This window comes from Staphylococcus nepalensis (assembly GCF_002442935.1).
Classification (GTDB): Bacteria; Bacillota; Bacilli; order Staphylococcales; family Staphylococcaceae; genus Staphylococcus; species Staphylococcus nepalensis.
Window position 1 is genome coordinate 892922 of the sequence record NZ_CP017466.1, and the last position, 23047, is coordinate 915968.

The 23047-nt window shown below is 32.9% G+C and carries 22 protein-coding genes; 14 read left to right on the forward strand and 8 right to left on the reverse strand.

Annotated features, from left to right (window positions below):
* The first annotated feature begins 2 nt into the window (after positions 1-2).
* Positions 3-503 (forward strand): MogA/MoaB family molybdenum cofactor biosynthesis protein, encoded by a 501-nt coding sequence (locus tag BJG89_RS03920; protein ID WP_096808656.1) that lies wholly within the window; start codon positions 3-5, stop codon positions 501-503.
* Between the two features lie 197 nt (positions 504-700).
* On the opposite strand, the gene moaC is transcribed toward BJG89_RS03920, so the two are convergent.
* Positions 701-1180 carry a cyclic pyranopterin monophosphate synthase MoaC gene (moaC, locus tag BJG89_RS03925; RefSeq protein ID WP_096808657.1) on the reverse strand — a complete coding sequence of 160 codons (480 nt, stop codon included), beginning with the start codon at positions 1178-1180 and terminating at the stop codon, positions 701-703.
* Between the two features lie 63 nt (positions 1181-1243).
* Here moaC and BJG89_RS03930 point away from each other — a divergent pair, with 63 nt between their 5' ends.
* The 7 genes from BJG89_RS03930 to BJG89_RS03960 all read left to right on the forward strand — a co-directional run bounded on the left by BJG89_RS03930 (position 1244) and on the right by BJG89_RS03960 (position 6174).
* Complete coding sequence (locus BJG89_RS03930) at positions 1244-2503, forward strand: molybdopterin molybdotransferase MoeA (RefSeq protein ID WP_096808658.1); 1260 nt, start codon at positions 1244-1246, stop codon at positions 2501-2503.
* A complete protein-coding gene (gene mobB / locus BJG89_RS03935; protein ID WP_096808659.1) occupies positions 2500-2985 on the forward strand; it encodes a molybdopterin-guanine dinucleotide biosynthesis protein B in 486 nt (161 codons plus the stop codon). Before BJG89_RS03930 ends, mobB begins: the two co-directional genes overlap by 4 nt.
* Positions 2986-3438, forward strand: a complete 453-nt coding sequence (locus tag BJG89_RS03940) for a molybdenum cofactor biosynthesis protein MoaE (protein WP_096808660.1) — start codon at positions 2986-2988, stop codon at positions 3436-3438. It abuts the gene before it with no gap.
* On the forward strand, positions 3435-3668 hold the full coding sequence (gene moaD / locus BJG89_RS03945) for a molybdopterin converting factor subunit 1 (RefSeq protein WP_096808661.1): 234 nt from the start codon (positions 3435-3437) through the stop codon (positions 3666-3668). Before BJG89_RS03940 ends, moaD begins: the two co-directional genes overlap by 4 nt.
* Positions 3669-3675: 7 nt before the next feature.
* The gene (gene mobA / locus BJG89_RS03950; RefSeq protein WP_096808662.1) at positions 3676-4284 is read left to right on the forward strand and encodes a molybdenum cofactor guanylyltransferase MobA; all 609 of its coding nucleotides are present in this window, start codon (positions 3676-3678) and stop codon (positions 4282-4284) included.
* 13 nt (positions 4285-4297) lie between these two features.
* The gene (gene moaA / locus BJG89_RS03955; protein ID WP_096808663.1) at positions 4298-5320 is read left to right on the forward strand and encodes a GTP 3',8-cyclase MoaA; all 1023 of its coding nucleotides are present in this window, start codon (positions 4298-4300) and stop codon (positions 5318-5320) included.
* Between the two features lie 506 nt (positions 5321-5826).
* Positions 5827-6174, forward strand: a complete 348-nt coding sequence (locus tag BJG89_RS03960; protein WP_096808664.1) for a transcriptional regulator, SarA/Rot family — start codon at positions 5827-5829, stop codon at positions 6172-6174.
* Between the two features lie 320 nt (positions 6175-6494).
* Here BJG89_RS03960 and BJG89_RS03965 read toward each other — a convergent pair whose 3' ends face one another.
* A complete protein-coding gene (locus BJG89_RS03965; RefSeq protein ID WP_096808665.1) occupies positions 6495-7703 on the reverse strand; it encodes an MFS transporter in 1209 nt (402 codons plus the stop codon).
* A gap of 1 nt (position 7704) precedes the next feature.
* A complete protein-coding gene (locus tag BJG89_RS03970; RefSeq protein ID WP_096808666.1) occupies positions 7705-8139 on the reverse strand; it encodes a MarR family winged helix-turn-helix transcriptional regulator in 435 nt (144 codons plus the stop codon).
* 220 nt (positions 8140-8359) lie between these two features.
* Here BJG89_RS03970 and BJG89_RS03975 point away from each other — a divergent pair, with 220 nt between their 5' ends.
* From BJG89_RS03975 to BJG89_RS03990, 3 genes are all read left to right on the forward strand, one after another.
* Positions 8360-9121, forward strand: coding sequence for a VOC family protein (locus BJG89_RS03975; protein ID WP_096808667.1), 762 nt, complete (start codon positions 8360-8362; stop codon positions 9119-9121).
* 371 nt (positions 9122-9492) lie between these two features.
* Positions 9493-10743, forward strand: a complete 1251-nt coding sequence (locus tag BJG89_RS03985) for a lipid II:glycine glycyltransferase FemX (protein ID WP_096808669.1) — start codon at positions 9493-9495, stop codon at positions 10741-10743.
* A gap of 194 nt (positions 10744-10937) precedes the next feature.
* Positions 10938-14117: an efflux RND transporter permease subunit gene (locus BJG89_RS03990; RefSeq protein WP_096808670.1), complete on the forward strand. Its 3180-nt coding sequence runs from the start codon at positions 10938-10940 to the stop codon at positions 14115-14117.
* A 156-nt stretch (positions 14118-14273) separates the two neighbouring features.
* Here the strand turns inward: BJG89_RS03990 and mspA are convergent, their stop codons facing one another.
* Positions 14274-14591, reverse strand: a complete 318-nt coding sequence (mspA, locus tag BJG89_RS03995; RefSeq protein ID WP_096808671.1) for a membrane stabilizing protein MspA — start codon at positions 14589-14591, stop codon at positions 14274-14276.
* A 63-nt stretch (positions 14592-14654) separates the two neighbouring features.
* Complete coding sequence (locus BJG89_RS14555; RefSeq protein ID WP_096808672.1) at positions 14655-14831, reverse strand: SE1832 family protein; 177 nt, start codon at positions 14829-14831, stop codon at positions 14655-14657.
* A gap of 148 nt (positions 14832-14979) precedes the next feature.
* On the opposite strand from BJG89_RS14555, the gene BJG89_RS04005 reads away from it, so the two are divergent.
* Positions 14980-15888, forward strand: coding sequence for an AEC family transporter (locus tag BJG89_RS04005; RefSeq protein WP_096808673.1), 909 nt, complete (start codon positions 14980-14982; stop codon positions 15886-15888).
* 541 nt (positions 15889-16429) lie between these two features.
* Here the strand turns inward: BJG89_RS04005 and BJG89_RS04015 are convergent.
* From BJG89_RS04015 to BJG89_RS04025, 3 genes are all read right to left on the reverse strand, one after another.
* A complete protein-coding gene (locus BJG89_RS04015; protein WP_096808675.1) occupies positions 16430-17221 on the reverse strand; it encodes a glucose 1-dehydrogenase in 792 nt (263 codons plus the stop codon).
* Positions 17222-17315: 94 nt separating this feature from the next.
* On the reverse strand, positions 17316-18173 hold the full coding sequence (locus tag BJG89_RS04020; protein ID WP_096808676.1) for a RhaT/GlcU family sugar-proton symporter: 858 nt from the start codon (positions 18171-18173) through the stop codon (positions 17316-17318).
* Positions 18174-18366: 193 nt separating this feature from the next.
* Positions 18367-19236 carry a GNAT family N-acetyltransferase gene (locus tag BJG89_RS04025; RefSeq protein ID WP_096808677.1) on the reverse strand — a complete coding sequence of 290 codons (870 nt, stop codon included), beginning with the start codon at positions 19234-19236 and terminating at the stop codon, positions 18367-18369.
* Positions 19237-19359: 123 nt separating this feature from the next.
* Between BJG89_RS04025 and BJG89_RS04030 the strand changes: the two genes are divergently transcribed.
* Both BJG89_RS04030 and BJG89_RS04035 read left to right on the forward strand, forming a co-directional pair.
* A complete protein-coding gene (locus tag BJG89_RS04030) occupies positions 19360-21498 on the forward strand; it encodes a DNA topoisomerase III (protein ID WP_096808678.1) in 2139 nt (712 codons plus the stop codon).
* Between the two features lie 110 nt (positions 21499-21608).
* Positions 21609-22943, forward strand: a complete 1335-nt coding sequence (locus BJG89_RS04035) for an NCS2 family permease (protein WP_096808679.1) — start codon at positions 21609-21611, stop codon at positions 22941-22943.
* Positions 22944-23047 lie beyond the last annotated feature (104 nt).

The window sequence follows — 23047 nt, forward strand, 5'->3', positions numbered from 1 at the left end:
TTATGCATACTAATGTAAAGCTAGATAGAGATATTAAATGCGCTGTGTTAACGGTTTCTGATACAAGAGATTATGAAACAGATAAAGGTGGTAGATTAGTTATAGAGCTACTATCTTCTTTAAACGTTACTATTTCAAAAGCGCATTATAAAATTGTGGAAGATGAACAAACAGCTATCATCCAACAAATAGAGCGTTGGTTATTAGAAGATATTGATGTTGTGATCACTACAGGTGGTACTGGTATCGCACAACGAGATGTTACGATTGAAGCGGTCTCAAGTTTGATCACAAAAGAAATAGAAGGTTTCGGAGAATTGTTTAGATACCTTAGCTACACCGAAGATGTAGGTACGCGTGCCTTGTTGTCTCGTGCGATTGCAGGCACTGTGAATGACAAATTAATTTTTAGTATACCTGGCTCTACTGGTGCCGTAAAATTAGCTTTAAACAAACTAATCAAACCAGAATTAAACCATTTAGTACAAGAAATTACTAAATAAAATAGGGCGGGACATGGAGCATCATTATAAAATGCTTTCATTGTCTCGCCCCGGCAATCATAAAACCATGACTAGAGAAAGTGTTTAATATAAGCTTGCTTTTGTTTCTGTCATCTTCTAGTGGCCGTACTATATTTGAGATGAAGTTATCTTTGATGTCTCGAATGCTATTTTTATATAATATGAGATGCTAATGATTATCTTTTATAATCACCTGATTTGCCACCAGTTTTAGAAAGAAGATAAGTTTCGCCGATGACCATTCCTTTATCTAAAGCTTTTGTCATATCATATACAGTAAGCGCCACAGCTGAAGCTGCCGTAAGTGCTTCCATTTCCACACCAGTCTTTCCAGTAGTAGACACGGTAGCCTGGATATTGAGTGTGTAAGTTTGTTTGTTTGCTTGCCAGTCAAAAGTGACATCAATGCCAGTTAGAGGTAGTGGATGACACATCGGTATAATATCTGAAGTATTTTTAGCCGCCATAATACCAGCGATTTGAGCGGTGTTGAGTACATTGCCTTTTTGGTTCGTATGATCAACGATTTGTTGATAAATATCTGAATTTACAGTAATGCTTGAGTGCGCAATAGCAGAACGTTTTGTTATATTTTTATCAGAAACGTCTACCATTTTTGCATTACCTTGTTCATTAATATGTGTGAATTCAGTCAAAATATCCCTCCTAATCGAGTTCTAGTATATCACGAAATTATAAATTATAAGGAGTAGATTGTGATGTCTGTTGAGAAAAGAAACCCAATTCCAGTGAGTGAAGCCATTAAACGTGTGGTTAATCAAGCTATTTTTATGGATGTAAAAACATTAGCTTTAGAGGACAGCTTAAATCACATTTTAGCTGAAGATATTGTGGCTACACATGAGATACCAAGATTTCATAAATCGCCGTACGATGGTTTTGCGTTAAGAAGTATTGATACAGAAGGCGCAAGTGGTGATAATCGGATTACATTCCAAGTTATTGATCACATAGGCGCAGGTTCGGTTTCAAATAAAAAAGTTGGTGAGTTTGAAGCAGTGCGTATTATGACAGGTGCAGAAATACCTAAAGGCGCTGACGCAATTGTGATGCTTGAGCAAACGATAGAAGGTAATCAGGAGTTTTCAATAAGGAAATCGTTTAACGTAAATGAGAATGTTTCATTAAAAGGTGAAGAAACACAAGTCGGAGATGTAGTGTTAGAAAAAGGGCAACAGATTAATCCAGGCGCTATAGCTGTTTTAGCGACATATGGTTATACACAAGTCCCAGTTTATGAAAAACCTAGCGTCGCCATTATTGCGACCGGTAGTGAATTGTTAGATGTCAGTGATGCGTTAGAACCTGGAAAAATTCGAAATTCCAATGGACCAATGATAACAGCATTGGCAAAAAAACATGAATTAAAGGTTAACACTTATAAAATTCAGCAAGATGATTTAGACAGTAGTATCGAAGTTGTAAGTCAAGCATTGGCTAATCATGACATTGTGGTTACAACTGGAGGTGTTTCTGTAGGAGACTTTGATTATTTGCCACAGATTTATGAAGCTATCAATGCTGAAGTATTGTTTAATAAGATTGCAATGAGACCGGGAAGTGTAACGACAGTAGCAGTTGCTAATGGTAAATATTTATTTGGTTTATCTGGCAATCCTTCTGCTTGTTTCACTGGTTTTGAATTATACGTTAAACCTGCAATACAACATATGATGGGTGCTAAAGCTATTTATCCGCAAATCGTCCAAGCGACACTCATGGAAGACTTTAAAAAACCCAACCCATTCACGAGATTTATTCGAGCAACAGTTACTTTTAACGGTAAAGAAATGACCGTCAGACCTTCAGGATTCAACAAATCTGGTGCGGTTGTAGCTATTGCCCACAGTAACGCGATGATTATGTTGCCAAGTGGTACAAGAGGCTACCAAAAAGGGCATACTGTGAATGTGATTTTAACTGAATCTCAAGCTTATGAATTGGATAGTACATTATGATCTTGCAAATTGTAGGTTATAAAAATTCAGGGAAAACAACACTCATGACTTATACGGTTGAAATATTAAAATCTCATGGTATGCGTGTGGCAACCATAAAACATCACGGTGGCAAGGACAAAGGGCATTCTGATATTGCATTGCAAACAAATACAGTTGATCATATGAGACATTTTAACGCTGGCGCAGATCAAAGTATTGTACAGGGGCATCATTTTCAGCAAACTGTGACGCGTTACGAAAATCAAAGGCTTGATGAAATTATAGCCAAATCTGTTACAATAGATAATGATATCGTTATAGTAGAAGGCTTTAAAGAAGCAAAATACAGTAAAGTAGTTGTATATCGTGATGATATTGATTATAAATACTTAAGTGAATTATCAAATATTAAGTACGACATTAATATAGAACAGCCATTAGCGATGCAAAAATTTGAGCAGTGGTTATTATCTTTTGTTAACGTAAAAGGAATGGATTAAATGAAGCAATTTGAAGTCACAAACGTGCCTATACAAACAGAGCAATATCGTCAATATGTACTCAATGAACATCAAGGCGCAGTGGTTATTTTTACTGGGCATGTACGAGAATGGACTAAAGGAGTTAAGACCGAGTATCTAGAATATGAAGCTTATATCCCTATGGCTGAAAAAAAATTGGCTCAAATAGGTGATGAGATTTCACGAAAATGGCCTGGTACACAAACTGCTATAGTCCACAGGATTGGACCGTTAGCAATATCAGATATTGCAGTCCTGATAAGTGTTTCTTCCCCACATCGTAAAGACGCCTATCAAGCAAATGAATATGCAATTGAAAGAATTAAAGAAGTAGTGCCGATTTGGAAAAAAGAAATTTGGGAAGATGGCGCTGAATGGCAAGGTCACCAACGTGGTTACCATGAGGATGCAATGGGAGGGGATAAGATATGAAAGTGTTGTATTTTGCAGAAATAAAAGAGATTTTAGCAAAAACATCAGAAGATATTGATTTGAGTTATGATATTACTGTAGATGAGTTTTTGACAGATTTATTTAAACGTTATCCTGGTATCAGTGATAAACAATTTCAAGTAGCGGTCAATGAGGAATTTGTCAAAGGCGATGACATAGTACAGCCTAATGACACTATCGCGTTGATACCACCAGTTAGTGGAGGTTAATAAGAAAATGAAAGCGATTATACTTGCCGGAGGACAATCAGAGAGATTCGGTAAACCAAAAGCTTTTGCACAAATTAATTCGCAGATGTTTTATAAGCGAATTATAGAAGTGTTAGAAGGAACAAACTTGTTCAATGAAATTATTATAAGCACCAATGAAACATTAGCACCACAATTTGATTATCCTAATATTGCTATTGATGATGCTGAAAACAAAGATAAAGGTCCAATGGCTGGTATTTATTCAGTGATGCGACAACATACAGATGAAACACTTTTCTTTGTAATATCTGTAGATACACCCATGATTACACAAAAAGCAATAAGTAAATTGTATCAATTTATGATTGAACATTTGATTGAAGATCAACTCAATATTGCCGGTTTCCAAGAAAAGGGTATGCCAATCCCTACGATGGCATTTTATAGTCCACAGACACTGCCTACTATAGAAACAGCTTTGGATTCAGGTGATTATAGCCTTAAAAATGTCTATTCTAAAGTTAAAAGTGATTGGTTAGATGTACATGAAATAGATTCATCTAATTATTGGTACAAAAATATAAATTATCAACAAGATTTAGAAGATTTACACCATGACATTATGAATAGCTAAGGGGGCTTATATTATGGTAGAACAAATAACTGATAAACTTGGCCGTCCAATTCGAGATTTAAGATTGTCAGTTACAGATCGTTGCAATTTCCGCTGTGATTATTGCATGCCGAAAGAAATTTTCGGTGATGATTTTGTTTTCTTACCTAAAGACGAATTACTCACGTTTGATGAAATGGTGCGTATCGCTAAAGTTTATACACGATTAGGTGTTAAAAAAATACGGATTACAGGTGGAGAACCTTTATTAAGAAGAGATTTATATAAATTAATATATGAGTTAAATCAATTGGAAGGTATAGAAGATATAGGTTTAACCACAAATGGTTTGTTATTAAAAAAACATGGTCAAAATTTATATGATGCAGGTTTACGACGTATTAATGTAAGTCTAGATGCGATTGACGATAAAGTATTCCAAGCTATAAACAACCGAAATATTAAGGCTTCTACGATTTTGCAACAAATAGATTATGCTGTTTCAATAGGATTTCATGTGAAAGTGAATGTTGTTGTTCAAAAAGGCGTGAACGACGACCAAATTTTGCCTATGATACAATATTTTAAAGATAAAGATATTGAAATACGTTTTATTGAATTTATGGACGTCGGAAATGATAATGGTTGGGACTTTAGTAAAGTAGTTACAAAAGATGAAATGTTAAATATGATTGAGTCCGCATTTGATATTGAACCTGTTGAGCCTAAGTATTTTGGCGAAGTTGCAAAATACTATCGTCATAAAGATAATGGCGCTAAATTTGGGCTTATTACAAGTGTATCTGAATCTTTCTGTTCTACATGTACACGTGCAAGGTTATCATCTGATGGTAAGTTTTATGGTTGCCTTTTTAGTACGGTAGATGGATTTAATGTAAAATCGTTTATGCGTTCTGGAGTGTCAGATGACGCACTGTTTGAACAGTTTAAAGCGCTATGGAACATTAGAGATGATAGATATTCAGATGAGCGTACGGCACAAACTGTGGCCAATAGAAAACGTAAAAAAATAAATATGAATTATATTGGTGGCTAATAACAATCAAAGCACATCTAGTTATCGAATGGAAACAACCAGTTTTTGATAATAATAGTTAATAAAAATATTCATACAAAGCGTTAAAACCAAGGTAGATGAGTGTGTCTTTTACAAAGATGTGTGAAGCTATTAATTCTAATTATGAGCTTAATAGGAGTAGGAGAGAAATCAAATTTTGAATGTTGATTTTTCCCTGCTCTTTTTTTATCATCATTTTAAATCATGTTTTATGTAAAATAAGTTCAAAAGTGAGGAATGATAGATTTGCAAGATAATGTATTATACATAAGTAATTTTTTAATGATTAAAGATAACGAACAATAGAAAATGATTACTATAATCATATGTAACTATATAAATATTTTCCAATAGTAAAATTTATTTATCTGTTTCTTTAAAAATAATAGATTTAATGAAGAAAGTGTTATATAATATTTAAAAAGCTTATTCATTATATAAAGCCAATACTAACAATGATAATAAACCATGAGGAGGCCATATTTATGGAAAGTAAAGCAGCATATTATATTACATCTGAAAGAGCTTTAAGCCAATTGAAGCATTGGTTAAAGTCAGTGCATCGTTTGTCTATTGAAGAATTTGTGGTGTTATTTAAAGTATATGAAGCAAATAAAATTAGTGGAAAAGAATTGAGAGACACGCTACATTTTGAAATGTTATGGGACACGAGTAAAATAGACGTTATTATAAGAAAAATTTATAAAAAAGAATTGATTTCAAAGGTACGTTCAGAAACCGATGAAAGGCAAGTATTTTACTATTATACAGAAGCACAAGCGAAGCAAATTGATGATATTATTAAGGAAATAGAAAATATAAAAGTTGCTTAACAGGCAAATTAAAAGTCAAAGGCTTACCATCTACATTTAATTGAGACTAACCAAGTGCTATAAAGGCATTTGCATTTTGATATTTAAAATGATTTATTTATAAAGCAATATAAAATGTTGGTTGTATGTTTTTTTGAAACCGTAGAATATGATGAATGCAAACTCAAGCATGACATACGTTTTGTGGTCATAAAAACTACCGATAAGAATACCCCCTCGAAGTAACCATTGAAAAATGAAAAGTTTGAGGGGGTATTTATATATAAAATATCATTTAAGTACACTGTGAACTCTTTGTAATTTATCGTTTATATCAAATATTAAAATGCACTAGTGTGTTTTACTTTTTTACCGTGCACAAAGTAATAAATAACACCTGTAATCAATACTAAAACTGCCATAATAGCGTATAGCTGTGCGAATGATACAGCAGAAGTTACGAAACCTAATACATACGGGCCAAATCCAAGACCCAAGTCTAAACCGATAAAATAAGTTGATGTCGCAATACCATATTTTGCTGGTGGAGATACTTTGATCGCGATTGCTTGCATACATGATGAAATGTTCCCGTAGCCTGCCCCCAAGAATAATCCTGCAAGTATAAGTAACCAACTATTATTTGTGATACTTAATGTTAGGAATGTAAGGATTAAAAAGATGAATGCTGGATAAGCTACAACATTTTCATTTTTATCGTCCATCATTCTTCCAGCTACTGGTCGTGTAACTAAAGAAGCAATAGCATAGAAAATAAAGAAATAACTAGAAATTGTAACTAAATTAATTTCTTGAGCAAAGAATTGTAAAAATGTCAGTATAGATGAATAAGATAATCCTGCAAGTAGCATAATAATAGCAACTGGCAGCGCTTCTTTTGCAATATAATGATTGATATCAAATTTCTTATTCTTAGCATTTTGGGGCATAGCAACTTCACTTGTTAAATCGATATTCAATTTAATAAAGAATGAAATAATAAAACTTACGATACCACATAATAAGCATAGTAAAAATAATAATTGAATAGGAAATGTATTGATAAGTAGAAGACCGAAGAATGGGCCTATTGCAGCTCCAATAACTAAACTTAATGAGAATAGGCTAATCCCTTCACTTTTTCTTTCTGGTGGCGTGGTATATGCCGCGATTGTTCCAGTAGCAGTTGTCGTAACGCCAGTAGCTATACCATTAACTAATCTTGTAAACATAAGCACTGCTAAAGCGCCTTCGATAAAGTAGAATAATTGAGTGATAATTAATAAGATTAAACCGATGATTAAAATGCGCTTAGGACCGATTTTATTAACATATTTACCTGTAATAAAGCGGCCTATTAATGATCCAATAATGAATAAACCAGATACAAGCCCAGCCATACTATCTGATGCATGGTATTCTGATTTCGTATAACTTGCAATAATAACAATAAGTAAATACATACATAAATAAACTAAAAAGTTTGTAATAAAATTAATGTTAAAACTCTTTGTCCAAATAGGTGACTTCATCGATGCTGTTTGGTTCATTTTAAAATTCCTCCATTGCTAAAATTTGTTCATGAATAGATTGTAATGATTTGGTAATATGTTCAAGTTCTGACGTTGACAAGCCTGTGTTTTCAATAATTTTGTCTTGCAATTTATCTACACGAGTACTGATATTGTTATACAGTGATTGTCCTTCTTGAGAAAGTGAGAGCCATTTTTCTCGTTTGTCTGTGCCTGATTCAACAGTTAATAAGGATTTTTCAGAAAGTACTTTTAAAATTTTTCTAGCTGTTGGTTTTTCAATTGAGCGTCGTTTTGAAATTTGTACTAGAGTGGTTGGCGCATTGTAACAAATGTCTTTTAATACCAGCCATTGTGCTGGATAGAGTTCAAATTCTTCAAAAATAGGTTGGAAAAGTTTGGTATAAGGTCTATAAATGGCGATAATATTATCAAATACAAATTTATTTTCCATGAATGAGTGCCTCCGAAATAGTTAGCTTAGCTAACTTAATTTTGAACAAATTATATTTTAATCTATTTATGGAGAAAAATCAATACGTATTTTAAAGAAAACGTTTTCGTATAGAAAGATAGGAAAATGTAATATTTTAAATTGAGGTAATGAGTTATAAGAAGTAAACACGTGTACAATTTGTTAAGATAAAGCTAAAGAAGAAATAGGGGGATAAGTCATGAAAGATTTAAAATTAGATCATATTGTTCATTATGTACAACAGTTAGATAATTTCAAATTCCCAGGCCACATATTTACATTACATCAAGGTGGAAAGCACGATAGATTAGGCACGTATAATCGTTTGGCTTATTTAAATAACGCATATATTGAATTATTAGACGTTTATAAATCGGAAACATTACAAAAAATAATTAAGAGTGAAGAAGGACGTGTGTCTTTTCCTTCGAAAATCGTTCAAGACCATTATCAACAAGGTCTAAAAACAATAGCCTTTCAAACACAGGATATATCTAAATTGAAAGAAAATTTAGAGGCCCAAAATATAGAGGTTGTCGGCCCCATAGAGATGGATAGAGAAAATACCAAAGGTGAAAAGACTACATGGAGGCTATTATATATTGCTGATCCTGATTATAGGGTGAAGCCGCCCTTTTTTATCCAATGGGATGAAAGCGTAAAAGAGAGAGAAACAAAGATAGCGCCATTACGACAAGAAGCTTTTACTATAAAAGGTATTGAAATAAACAGTACCGAAAGGAATCACACCGCTGAAAAGTGGAAACAATGGTTTGGAATGGAAGTCGTAAGTCATTCAGAAACCGAGACAACATTAAAATTAAAAAATGATGATGTTGTCTATCGAATATATGATGGGGCATATTCTGGTTACAAAGCAGTGATATTAATAGACAATAAAACAGCCTCTCCCTACACATTGATTATTAGAGGGCTAAAGTATAAAGTTGAAGCAGATTAATAAATATAGATATATATACTATGCGCAATAACAATAACATGTATCAAAGAAACCATTAGTGTTAAAATAGTTAAGGAAGTTGCCAATTTGTTTTTACCAGATAAAAGTAATAAATAAACAGATAATAAAAATGTAAAAGCAGCTAATATAATCCTCAAACTTAGGTATGAAATACTAAAAGATGTACCAAACGCTTGAATTACAAAAATTAAATTGACTAGCAAAAGTAGTCCTAATATGATGATACGCATAATAAGCACCTCATTTCTTTATTTACATTATTATATCAAAGAATAGGAAATGATGTGAAAGAATGCGTGAAGCAATGTATAATAACAAAGTATGTAATGGTAAAAGGAGATATCAGTTTTATGGAAAAGATGAATATCACAAATCAAGCTCATGATGCGTTTGTCAAATCACACTCACAAGGAGATTTGTTACAATTAACACAATGGGCAGAAACAAAAAAATTAACTGGCTGGTACTCGAAACGTATTGCAGTCGGTGAAAATGGCGAAATTTTAGGCGTAGCCCAGTTATTATTTAAAAAAATACCTAAATTGCCATACACACTATGTTATATTTCAAGAGGATTTGTAACTGATTATAGTAATAAGCTTGCGTTAGAAACATTATTAGAATATGCAGTACAAATAGCTAAAGAAGAAAAAGCTTATACAATTAAAATAGACCCAGATGTAGAAGTGGATAAAGGTGCTGACGCACTGAGACATTTAAGAGAATTAGGATTTAAACATAAAGGATTTAAAGCAGGCCTCTCTAAAGACTATATTCAACCAAGAATGACAATGGTAACACCTATTGATAAAAACGACGATGACTTAATTCAAAGTTTTGAAAGAAGAAATCGCTCAAAAGTGAGATTAGCTTTAAAACGCGGCACCAAAGTAGAGCGTTCTGATAGAGAAGGTTTAAAAACATTTGCTGAATTAATGAAAATTACTGGTGAAAGAGATGGCTTTTTAACAAGAGATGTTAGTTATTTTCAAAATATTTATGATGCACTTCATCCTGATGGCGATGCAGAATTATTTTTAGTGAAGTTAGAACCTAAACCAGTACTTAAAGATTTACGCCAAGATTTAGCACAATTAGAAGAAGAAAAAGTGAAATTAACTGAGAAAAAGCAAGATAAAAAAACATTAAATAAAATAAATGACGCCGAAAATAAAATAAAAAAGACACAAGAACTAATTGATGAAATGGAAGCGCTAGAAGACAAGCATCCAGAAGGCATCTATTTATCTGGGGCGTTACTTATGTTTGCAGGAAACAAGTCATATTATCTTTACGGTGCTTCCTCAAATGATTATCGTGATTTCTTACCAAACCATCATATGCAATTTGCGATGATGCAATATGCCAGAGAACATGGCGCGACTACATATGATTTTGGTGGCACAGATAATAATCCAGATAAAGATTCAGACCACTATGGACTATGGACATTTAAGAAAGTGTGGGGCACTTATTTAAGTGAAAAAATTGGGGAATTTGATTATGTTTTAAATAAACCGTTATACCAAGTGATTGAAAACCTTAAACCTAAATTGACGAAAGCGAAAATCAAACTTTCACGTAAATTAAAACGTAATTAATATTAAGAAGAGTATGTTATAAAGATAGACACGTTATAAGGTATTAATATGAAAGTTAAACTTTATAACGTGCATTTTTTATGGGTTTTAAAGTATACATATATTTTAAAAGTTAAAGTGATACAAACAAATGATTGAATAATAAAACAATATACTGACATAAACTGAATTATAATGTAGAGGAGAAAGAAAATATGATCAAAAAACTTTTACAGTTTTCACTGGGAAATAAGTTTGCTATCTTCCTTATGGTCATACTGGTTATATTAGGTGGCGTATATTCAAGTGCTAAAATGAAACTTGAACTATTACCTGACGTAGAACCACCAGTAATTACTGTACAAACGACAATGGCAGGAGCTACGCCTGAAACGATCAAAGATGATATAAGTGATAAGATTGACGACCAAATAAGATCCATGGCAAATGTAAAAAATGTTAATGCTCAATCCATTCAAAATGCTTCTATGGTATCTGTTGAATATGAAAATGGAACGAATATGGATAAAGCTGAAAATGATTTAAAAAAGGAATTGGATAAAATTAACTTCAGTGATGAAGTTGAAGAACCAGAGTTAACGAGAAGTTCCATGAATGCTTTTCCAATTGTAGCCTATTCATTTACCACAGATGATAATAATCTTAAAGATACAACAAGCAAAGTTAATAACCAACTATTGCCTAAATTACAGACAATTGATGGCGTACAAAATGCACAATTGAACGGGCAAACATCACGAGAAGTTTCAATAAAATTTGACCAAGATAAATTACAACAGAGTGGTTTGACTGTAGAAAGTGTGGAACAATTTTTAAAAAGTGCTACTAGTGAAACCCCGTTAGGATTATTCCAATTTGGTAAAACTGAGAAATCGGTAGTAATCGATGGACAATTCACTTCAGTAGAAGCGTTGCAAAATTTGGAAATCCCATTATCAGCATCAAGTATGAGTAGCCAAGGACAAAGTGATGGAGAGTCAACTCAAAATGGTGAGGCGCAACTTTCGTCACAAGCAGCTGATACACCATCGTCTGATAATAATTCGGATGAAGCGGCTAATGATAGTAGTGTACCTTCAGTTAAACTTCAGGACATTGCAAGTGTTTCAGTAGGTGAGGAACGTGAGTCTATTTCTAAAACAAATGGCAAAGACGCAATTAATGTACAAGTGACAAAAGCCCAAGATGCAAACACTGTTCAAGTAGCAAATGATACTAAAAAAGCCATAGATGAATTCACAAAAGAAAATAAAGATATAAAAGCTACAAAAGTGATGGATACGGCCAAACCAATAGAAGATTCACTGTATACAATGATTGAAAAAGCAGCACTCGGTACGATTGTAGCTATTATTGTCATCTTATTATTCTTAAGAAACATTAGAACTACGGCGATTTCAGTCGTTTCCATACCTATGTCTATACTTATTGCGATGGTTGCGCTGAAATTAGCCAATGTTTCATTAAACATTTTAACACTTGGTGCGCTGACAGTTGCAATCGGACGTGTTATCGACGATTCAATCGTTGTAGTTGAAAACATATATAGACGTTTATCAGACAAAAAAGAGGCATTAACGGGTGATAAGCTAATCATCAGTGCAACAAAAGAAGTTTTCAAACCAATCATGTCTTCTACTATTGTTACGATTATCGTATTTCTACCGTTAGCATTTGTAACTGGTTCAGTAGGTGAAATGTTTAGGCCATTTGCACTTGCAATTGCGTTTAGTTTATTAGCGTCGTTACTTGTTTCAATTACGATTGTACCTTCCTTGAGTGCTACATTTTTTAAAAAAAGTATAAAACGGAAAAAAGAAACATCTTTAGGCATAGTAGGTAGGGGCTATAAAAAGATATTACGTTGGTCACTCGCGCATAAATGGATAGTAATGCTTATAAGTACTGTTGTTTTAATAGCTAGTGTGGGCTTAGGTGCTGCGAAACTAGGAACTAGCTTTATCTCAACTGGTGAAGATAAATTTATGGCATTAACGTATACACCAGAGCCAGGTGAAACAGAAGCAGGTGTCTTAGAACATGCTGAACAAGTACAAAAATATTTGAATAATAAAGATAAAGTGAAAACAGTACAATATTCTGTTGGTGGAGCAACACCAAAAGATCCGACAGGTAGTTCAAACAGTATGGCGATTATGGTGGAATATGAATCTAACACCCCTAATTTCGATGAAGAACCTGATAAAGTCTTGAATCATATCGAGACATATCAGCATCCCGGGGATTGGGCGAACCAAGATATGAGTGGTGGCGGCACAAATAATGAATTAGAAGTATCCGTAACAGGACCATCACTTGACGCAATAAAAGATACGGTTAATAAAGTTGAGAATGATATGAAAGATATTGAGGGGATGGCAAATGTAAAATCTGATTTAACAAAAACATACGAACAATATAATATCAAAGTAGATCAGAATAAAGCTTCAAATTATGGTTTATCTGCGTCACAATTAGCTATGACATTAAACCAAAACACACCAGAACAAAGTGTAACCACAGTTAAAGAAAGCGGTAAAGAGATTGACGTAAAGATTAAAGAAGATAAAGAGACTGACTGGACAGAAGCAAAACTTAACAACACTGAGCTTCAGACACCAACAGGTCAATCAATTGAATTAAGTGATATAGCTGAATTAGAGAAGACAAGCACACCGAACAAGATAGAAACAAAAGCAGGGGACTATACTTCAAAAGTTTCCGGTAAAGTAACAAGTGATGATGTTGGTGGTACATCTCAAAAAATACTTTCAAAAGTCAATGAAATAGAGAAACCTGATAATGTAGATATTAATGTAGGGGGCGCTAATGAAGATATTAATAATGCAGTAACGCAGCTAACTATGGCAATGCTCGCAGCAATTATTATTGTTTATTTAGTATTAGTGTTGACGTTTAAAGGCGCATTGGCACCATTTACAATATTATTCTCATTACCTTATACAGTTATCGGCGTTGTTGTTGCACTAATTGTAACTGGTGAAACAGTTTCTGTACCAAGTATGATTGGTATGCTAATGTTGATTGGTATCGTGGTAACAAATGCAATTGTGTTAATCGATAGAGTAATCAATAAGCAACAACAAGGCATGGAAATGAAAGCAGCGCTATTAGAAGCAGGGGGCACGCGTATCAGACCAATCCTGATGACTGCATTAGCAACGATTGGTGCATTAACACCAATGTTATTTGGTGAAGATAGTTCTATTATTATTTCTAAAGGTATGGCTGCAACAGTTGTAGGTGGTTTAATATCTTCGACATTACTGACATTAATTGTTGTGCCAGTTATTTATGAAATATTGTTTACTTTAAAAGCCAAAATATTAAAAAAAGAAAATAAATCAAAATAACTGATGCAGGACAACATAGAAATGCATTATAATTATTGAACTAATAAAATATGAATCGGGCGTACCGTATCAATTTGTAGATACCGTACGCCCGTCTTTTAATTTAATAAAAAATGCTGAAATAGCTTAGCTACATCAGCATTAAAATGGGTGTTTTTAATATAAAACTAAAGTCAAAATGACATAGATTACAAATAAAACAATACTCATTATATTTAAAATTTGTACAGCTTTCTGGTCGTTCTTACTATTTTTAAAGCCTGTAATTTCCACATTACCTACGATAAGTAATAGCACGATAAATACCCACCAATTTACAGCGGGGAATGATAACGTTGTAATAGCTACAACGAATAACAAAAGCAAAGCCATAATGATACGTAAAATACGTGTAATAATTGTGTTCATCTTAAATATACTTATGTAGCTTACGATTAAATATAACACTGGCAAAAATATAAGATACAGTTGCATATATTACATCCTTTCTATGTTCGTCCTTAATCTTAGCATGTAAAATATTTATTTACTAGGATGTTATTTATTTTCTTTTTGTCTAATTTCTGAACGTACTTCTGCCATTTCTTGTTCTATTTGTTCAAGTTGTCGAATTAAAGGATCTACAGATTGACTAACGGATTCTCTTTTTTCAAGATCACCTTGTAATCGAACGTAATCATGTTTTAGTTCTGCTAGCTTATCATTTAAATCCATTTAATTACCCCCTTCACTATTTTGTATAGGCTTTCAATATATAGCTAGAATTATAACATGGATTCGAAAGCTTCTAAAATAGATGTAACTTATGTTAAAGTATGAAAATAGAATGAAAATGATATGATTGAATGAAAGAAGGATTTATGTGACCCAACAATTTATTATTATTATTTTACTTATTACCTTAGGCTATACACTTAAACGCATAAAATATTTTAAAGCTAATGATAGTCAAGTCTTTTCAACCTTAGTCTTAAATGTCACGTTACCTTCTTTAGTAATCGTCAATTTAAATGGGGCAAGCTTAGATTTATCGCTTTCTATATTGCCTATTATGATGATACTATACGGTGTTATTGCAAAAGTCATTGTGATTTGGTTTTTCTTAAAATACGATAATCATATACGTGGCACTGTTGGGATGATGACGGCATCACTCAATATTGGTTTATTTGCTTATCCTCTTGTAGAGGCTATTTGGCCTAAAACAGGTATGATATATTTCGGCATGGCTGATATCGGTGGTGCTATCATTATGTTTGGGGTAACTTATTTTGTTGGGAGTTACTTCAGCAGTGCTGGTGATAATTTTGATTTCAAATATTTAGGTAAAAATTTGCTTAAATCTGTTCCTTTAATGACATATATCATCATGTTTATTTTAAATATGCTTAATATTCATTTCCCAGAACCTGTAATTAACTTCTTCTCTGTTTTATCAGGCGCTAATATGCCATTATCTATGATTTTACTTGGTTTAATGCTAAATTTTAGTATTGATAAGCGCTTTTTACCTATTGCTTTAAAATATTTAGGCTTGCATTATGGTCTAGGCATATTAGCAGGATTATTAGTTTATTTCTTGTTACCTGTAGACGACCAAATGATTAAGACAACATTACAAGTTGCTTGGTTATTACCGATTGGTGTAGCTATCATACCTTATTCTATTCAGTTTAAATATAAGACGTTGCCATTGGTAGGTATGGTCAGTAACTTGACGATTGTAATTAGTATTATTATTTTGTATATCTATCAAGCTTTATTTGTATAAATCATTAAAATAGATAATATTTCTAAACTAATCTGGATAGGTTAGTTCTAACTGTCGACAAAGTTTCCGACTTTGTTGGCAGTTTTTTATGCATACTTTCCGTAGGCATTGCGATAGCTCGTCGTTTTCGGTTAGTGTATTTGCAGGCATCGTATCCAATTACTGCTGCATTTAAAATGAAAGCAATAAAATATATGAAATTATATAGCAAGCGAGTTTATAGGTTGCATAAATATAGTAAAGTAATTAACAAATGCTATGATTTTAGTGAAAATATTGCTATTTTAAAAAATTTTTGGAATAAAGTCGATGAGATAAGCGATCATTGGGACAAAATTAATGTAACTACTGCTCATATTTAGGATGTCGTTTTTAGATAAAGTACATCATTTAACAACTTAATAAATCTATTCATCAACCTCACATTAATGTTATACAAACAAAAATAGACAAACCTAGCGCAAATCAAATGTTTGCGTAAGATTTGTCTATTTTTTGAGCCAATCTAAATAAGTTGGTTTGTTATAGACGAGGAGGTATGTTAACCTTTACCTCCCATAAATGCTGGATAGTTTGTCATTCCGCCATCCACATAAATGGTAGTTCCGTGAATATAGCTTGCTAAATCAGATGCGAGGAATCTTGCAACGTTAGCTACTTCATCAGCTTCGCCGATTGCTTTAGCTGGAATCATTTCTAAGGTTTCTTCGCGTGTTTTAGGATCTGAGAATTTTTCTCTTGTATGTTCAGTTACAATTGCGCCTGGTGAGATATTATTAATGCGAATGCCGTATTGTGCGTATTCCATAGACATTGTTTCCATCATTAATTTTAACCCGCCTTTACTCGCGGCATAATTGACATAGTTTGGCCAAGGAATTTTGTCGTGAACGCTTGATGTATTAATAATAATACCTTGTTTATCTTCTTTAAGAAATTGATTAACTGCAGCTTTTGAACCTAAAAAAGCACCAGTTAGGTTGACATCAATCACTTTTTGCCATTCTTCTAAAGGCATCTCGTGAGTTGGTATAGGTTTTTCGAACCCAGCGTTATTAATCATAATGTCAAGTGTACCAAAATGTTTAACGGCAGATTGGACAAGATGATTAACATCATCTTCTTTTGAGATATCTGCTTGAACTTTAATAGCTTTACCACCAGCGTCCTCTATGAATTTAATTGAGGACTCGATAGCATCCATATGACGTTCAGAACGATAGTTTAATATGACATTGGCTTTTTCTTCACCAAATTGTTCTGCCATTGCTTTTCCTATACCACTGCCAGACCCAGTAATAACAACGACTTTACCTTCTAAATCTTTAAACATTTAAAATTCCTCCTTGTTATTCGGCATACTTTAAAAGTTTAGATCATATAATAAAGTATATTGATTGATAATGCTTTGTTGTAACGCTTCTATATTAACCTTTAATATTACCTAAGACAAAGGCAGCTATAACGATTAGTACTATACCTGTCCATATGCCAATCATTTGACGTTTGTCTTTTCTTTCACCTAATAAGAATATTCCTCCAAGTGTAGAGACGATTACTAATAATTGTGAAAATGAAAAGCTAGTTGCTACGCCTACTTTAGGTTGTGAATAGAACATAAACAAGTTACCTATTCCCCAAATTACACCTGGGATTAAATTCCAAACTGTACTTTTTATTGAAGTTTCATGTTTAGCAGATAAAATTAATCCGCCAATTGCCATACCTATAGATTGGAAGAAGAGGGCATTAATGCCATCTACACCAAATATTTGAGCAACTACCACATAGACGACATAGCCTACTGTAGAAATTAATAAAATAGGAATCGCTTTACCAAAGTTTTTGGTATTCTCTGATGCTTCATTTTTTCCTTTAATAGATGTAAGCGCAATACCGCCAACAAGTAAAACCATTGCTACTAAGCCGAGTGCAACTTGAGTTCCAGTACTCCACTCACCTAAGAAAATGGCACTAAATAAAGTTGTGCCGACAAGTTGCAAACCTGTAGAAATTGGCATGGTTTTAGATACACCAATTAAACTCACTGATTTTAATTGGTATCCTTGTCCTAATGCCCAAAAAGCACCAGAAATTAAACCTACAATAATAACGATGGGGTCGTCGAATTTTGTATTGCCAGTAAGTAAGAGTAAAATACCAATAATAAGCGCACCGAAAGTAGTACCTCTAATTTGATTGTAAGGGCCTCCACCAACGAGCACATTAATTAAAACAACACTCCCCCAAAACAACGCAGGGAGTAGGGCAATTAATAAATCCATAATTAAGCTTCACTCACTCTCTATTTAATTTTACTTTCCTTCTATATAAAACAATCATTTTTGATCGCCCTAGATATATATTCTAAAGTAAAGTTATCGGATAGTAAAAATATTAGATTATAGTGCAGCCTTTTTATTTATAAAATTAATATGAATATATAACTTAAACAAGAAACTTATAAAACGCTTACAATTAAATATATGCAGCTACATATTTGAATTTTTTATATTCATAATTAATATTGAAACCTAGTTCGTTGAACCGCTCAACTAAAGTTGAATTTTTGCTACGAATTTTAAAATAAATTTTGTTGATATTATAAGATGTAAATGCAAAATGTAATGAATATGAAAGTAAATCAAAAGCGATACCCATTAATCTATAATCAGAATGAGAAGAAAAATACTTAATTTCAGCAATATGATTATTTTCATAGATTTCAAGGAATAGATAACCTTTAAGCAATCCCTCTGACATAAATATAAATAAGCGATGACAGTCATCCAATGATTCGACGATTTCATCAGCAGTCATGACATCATGTTTAAACGTTTCATTGTGAAGTTTACTAAAATAACGGTAAAAAGCAGGTTGATATTCAATAATATTTTGGGCGTTATTGACTTCGCCCATATCTTTCGTAGTAATGAGATGATAGTCAGTAAAGTTATAAGACGCACCTAAAGATTTCATGAATGGTAAATAGTCTTGTTCGTTTTCTTCGAAAGAGAAATTGAAATTTGCAAAATCAGGTTTGCTCTTTGCCAAACTTTCAAAAAGATGATTCATATCTTCAATAGATGGTTTTATATTTTCAGCTAAGAAAGGCCCAATCACTTTATATTTATTATGCTCATATTTTAGTGCTAAGATTAACATCGTTATTTGGTTTTGCTCATTGACACTTGCAAATACACCTGGATCTTTTATAGCGTCTGAAATAACAGTTCTAATATCATTGTGCATTTGAGGTAGTTTATATAAATAAGAAGCAAATTGGTAGTTAGCACTATTTAGAAATTCTAGAATTTGATCGACATCTTTCGGATTTGTTGTTTTCATATCATTCCCTCCATATGATGAACTATTAAGTTAATTATAAGAACTTTTTCATGTAAATGGAAGTTTTGATGTGCTATATACATGTTACAATAAATATTATATTGAATTTGAAAGGACGAAATTATGAAATCACTTATTATTGCTGAAAAACCTTCAGTAGGCAGAGACATTGCCAAAGCACTAAATATAAATGAAAAACGTAATGGCTATTTCGAAAATAGTAAATATATCGTGACTTGGGCGCTAGGACATTTAGTCACAAATGCGACGCCAGAACAATACGATAATAATTATAAAGAATGGAAGCTGGATGACCTGCCGATTATACCTAAACATATGAAGACGGTTGTCATTAGCAAGACAAAAAAACAATTTTCTATAGTACAATCTTTAATCAATAATAAAAATGTAAAAGACATTATTATAGCAACAGATGCTGGGAGAGAAGGCGAACTGGTTGCTCGATTAATATTGGATAAAGCCTATAATAAAAAACCTATTCAAAGGTTATGGATCAGCTCAGTAACGAATAAAGCTATTAAAAATGGTTTTTCAAAGTTACAAGATGGACGCAAATTTAATAATTTATATTATGCAGCGTTAGCTCGAAGCGAAGCAGATTGGATTGTTGGAATTAATGCAACACGTGCATTAACTACGAAATATGATGCTCAACTATCACTTGGAAGAGTTCAAACGCCGACAATACAACTTGTTCAAATGAGACAAAACGAAATTAATCATTTCGCACCACAGATGTATTTTACAATGAAAGTTATTGCTGATGGCCTTACATTCCAAAGTGTGAATCCACAATCAGCAACTGATAAAACTGTGTTTGAAAACATTAAAAATGAAATAAACAACAAACCAGCGTTAGTGGAAAAAATAAATAAAACGCATAAGAAATCATACGCGCCTAAACTATTTAATCTAACAGATTTACAACAGGAGGCTTATAAACGTTATCACTTCGGGCCAAAAGAAACATTGAATGTCTTACAAGCTTTGTATGAAAGACATAAACTTGTAACGTATCCACGTACAGATTCGAATTATTTAACTGATGACATGGTAAACACACTTAAAGATCGCGTTCAAGCAATTATGGGTACTTCTTTAAAGGAAATTGCAAAATTACAAATAGCACAATCATTTTCAAAAAATCAAAAATTTATAAATAACCAAAAAGTATCAGACCATCATGCAATTATACCAACAGAAGTGCGTCCTGATATGCAACAGTTAACGCAACGTGAATCAAAAATATATATGATGATTGCTCAAAGATTTTTAGAAAATCTTATGCCTCCTCATGAATATGAAGCTGTAGCTATTAATTTATTAATAGGAAACTATCAATTTGTATTAAAAGATAAAATTACAACAAAATTAGGTTTCAAAGCGATTTATGAAAATAAGGAAGCGGTTAATAATCAAGTCGAGCAATTATCGGAAGGCTCCAAATTAAAAATTACACAATACAAAATCGAACAACAAGAAACAACACCTCCATCGTACTTTAATGAAGGAACTTTATTAAAAGCGATGGAAAGCCCACAAAAATTCTTTAAATTGAATAATAAAAAGCACAATGAAACATTGAAAGAAACAGGCGGTATTGGCACAGTTGCGACTAGAGCAGATATCATCGATAAGCTATTTAATATGAATGCGATTGAATCACGTGATGGAAAAATAAAAGTTACTTCCAAAGGTAAGCAAATTTTAGAATTAGCGCCACAAAAATTAACTTCCCCATTATTAACAGCAGAATGGGAAGAAAAACTTTCATTAATTGAACAAGGAAAATATAATGCAAATCAATTTATATCTGAGATGAAGTCTTTTACGCATGAAGTCGTTAATGAAATTAAAGAAAGTAAGCAAAATTATAAACACGATAACCTAACAACAACTGAATGTCCAACGTGTGGAAAATTTATGATTAAAGTTAAAACAAAAAATGGACAAATGCTTGTTTGTCAGGACCCTAAATGTAAGACTAAGAAAAATATCCAAAGAAAAACGAACGCACGTTGTCCTAATTGTCATAAAAAAATGATGTTATTTGGTAAAGGTAAAGAAGCAGTTTATCGTTGTGTATGTGGCCATACTGAAACACAGGCACAAATGGATAAACGCCATAAAAATAAAAAGTCTGATAAAGTAAATAAAAAAGATCTAAAAAAATATATGAATAATGATGAAGGTATAGAAAATAATCCATTCCAAGACGCATTAAAAGGACTTAAATTTTAGTTTTATCGAACAAAAAGATATAAAAATATATCAAAGTTCGTGTTTACTATTGTAAATTAGTAAGTTTGGTATTAGAATATGTAGGTATTTTAAAAAAAGGAGAACTTACTGTGAAAAAGTATTTCAAGTTTGATAAACATGAGACTAATTATAAAAAAGAAATACTTGGTGGTTTAACAACTTTCTTATCAATGGCATATATTTTAGCTGTTAACCCTCAAGTACTTAGTTTAGCAGGTGTAGACGGGGTATCCGAAAGCATGAAGATGGACCAAGGCGCCATTTTTGTTGCCACTGCGCTAGCAGCATTTGTTGGTTCGCTATTTATGGGACTAATAGCTAGATATCCTATAGGTTTAGCGCCAGGTATGGGATTAAATGCATTCTTCGCTTTTACTGTTGTATTAACTATGGGTATACCATGGGAAATTGGATTAACAGGCGTACTATTTTCTGGTGTCGTTTTCGCATTTCTAACTATGACAGGTCTTAGGGAAACAATTATTAATGCAATACCTTTTCAAATGAAAATGGCAGTATCTGCAGGTATAGGGCTCTTCATTACATTTGTAGGATTACAAAGTTCAGGAATTATTGTTAATAATGATTCTACATTAGTAACACTAGGAAATATTACAGATGGTCCAGTATTGCTAACAATATTTGGTATCGTGGTTACAGTGATACTTTATGCAGTAAGAGTTCCAGGTGCCATATTTATAGGTATGGTTATCACTTCTATCTCAGGTATGTTAACTGGCTTAATACATACGCCGAGTGGAATCGTAGGTAAGATACCAAGTATTGAACCAACCTTTGGTGCTGCATTTGAAGCATTTAAAGATCCAGCGCAACTATTTACGGTTCAATTTTTAATCGTTATTTTAACTTTCTTGTTTATAGATTTCTTTGATACTGCGGGGACACTTGTTGCCGTAGCTACACAAGCAGGTATCATGAAAGATAATAAATTACCAAGAGCCGGACGTGCGCTTTTCTCTGATTCATTAGCCACGATTGTGGGCGCCATTTTTGGTACAACTACGACAACATCCTATATAGAGTCTAGTTCTGGTGTAGCTGTTGGTGCGCGAACAGGATTTGCCAGTGTAGTTACAGGCTTCTGTTTTTTGTTAGCGATATTCTTCAGTCCGCTTATGGAAGTAGTAACAAGCGCAGTTACTACGCCAGCATTAGTTGTAGTAGGGGTTTTAATGGCGGCTAACTTTGCAGAAATTGATTGGAAAAAATTTGAAGTTGCGGTGCCCGCGTTTATTACGATTATCATGATGCCGTTGTCGTATTCAATCGCTACAGGTATTGCATGTGGTTTCATTTTTTATCCTATTACAATGTTAATTTCTAAAAGACATAAAGAAGTACATCCCATTATGTACGGTTTGATGATATTGTTTATATTATATTTTGTATTTGTTCATGGTTAAAAATAAAATCCCCTTGCTTCGAGATAATTCGAATGCAAAGGGATTTTTTATTTATATATAAGTTACATAACGACGTATTAAAACCAGTTTCTACATTATAATGT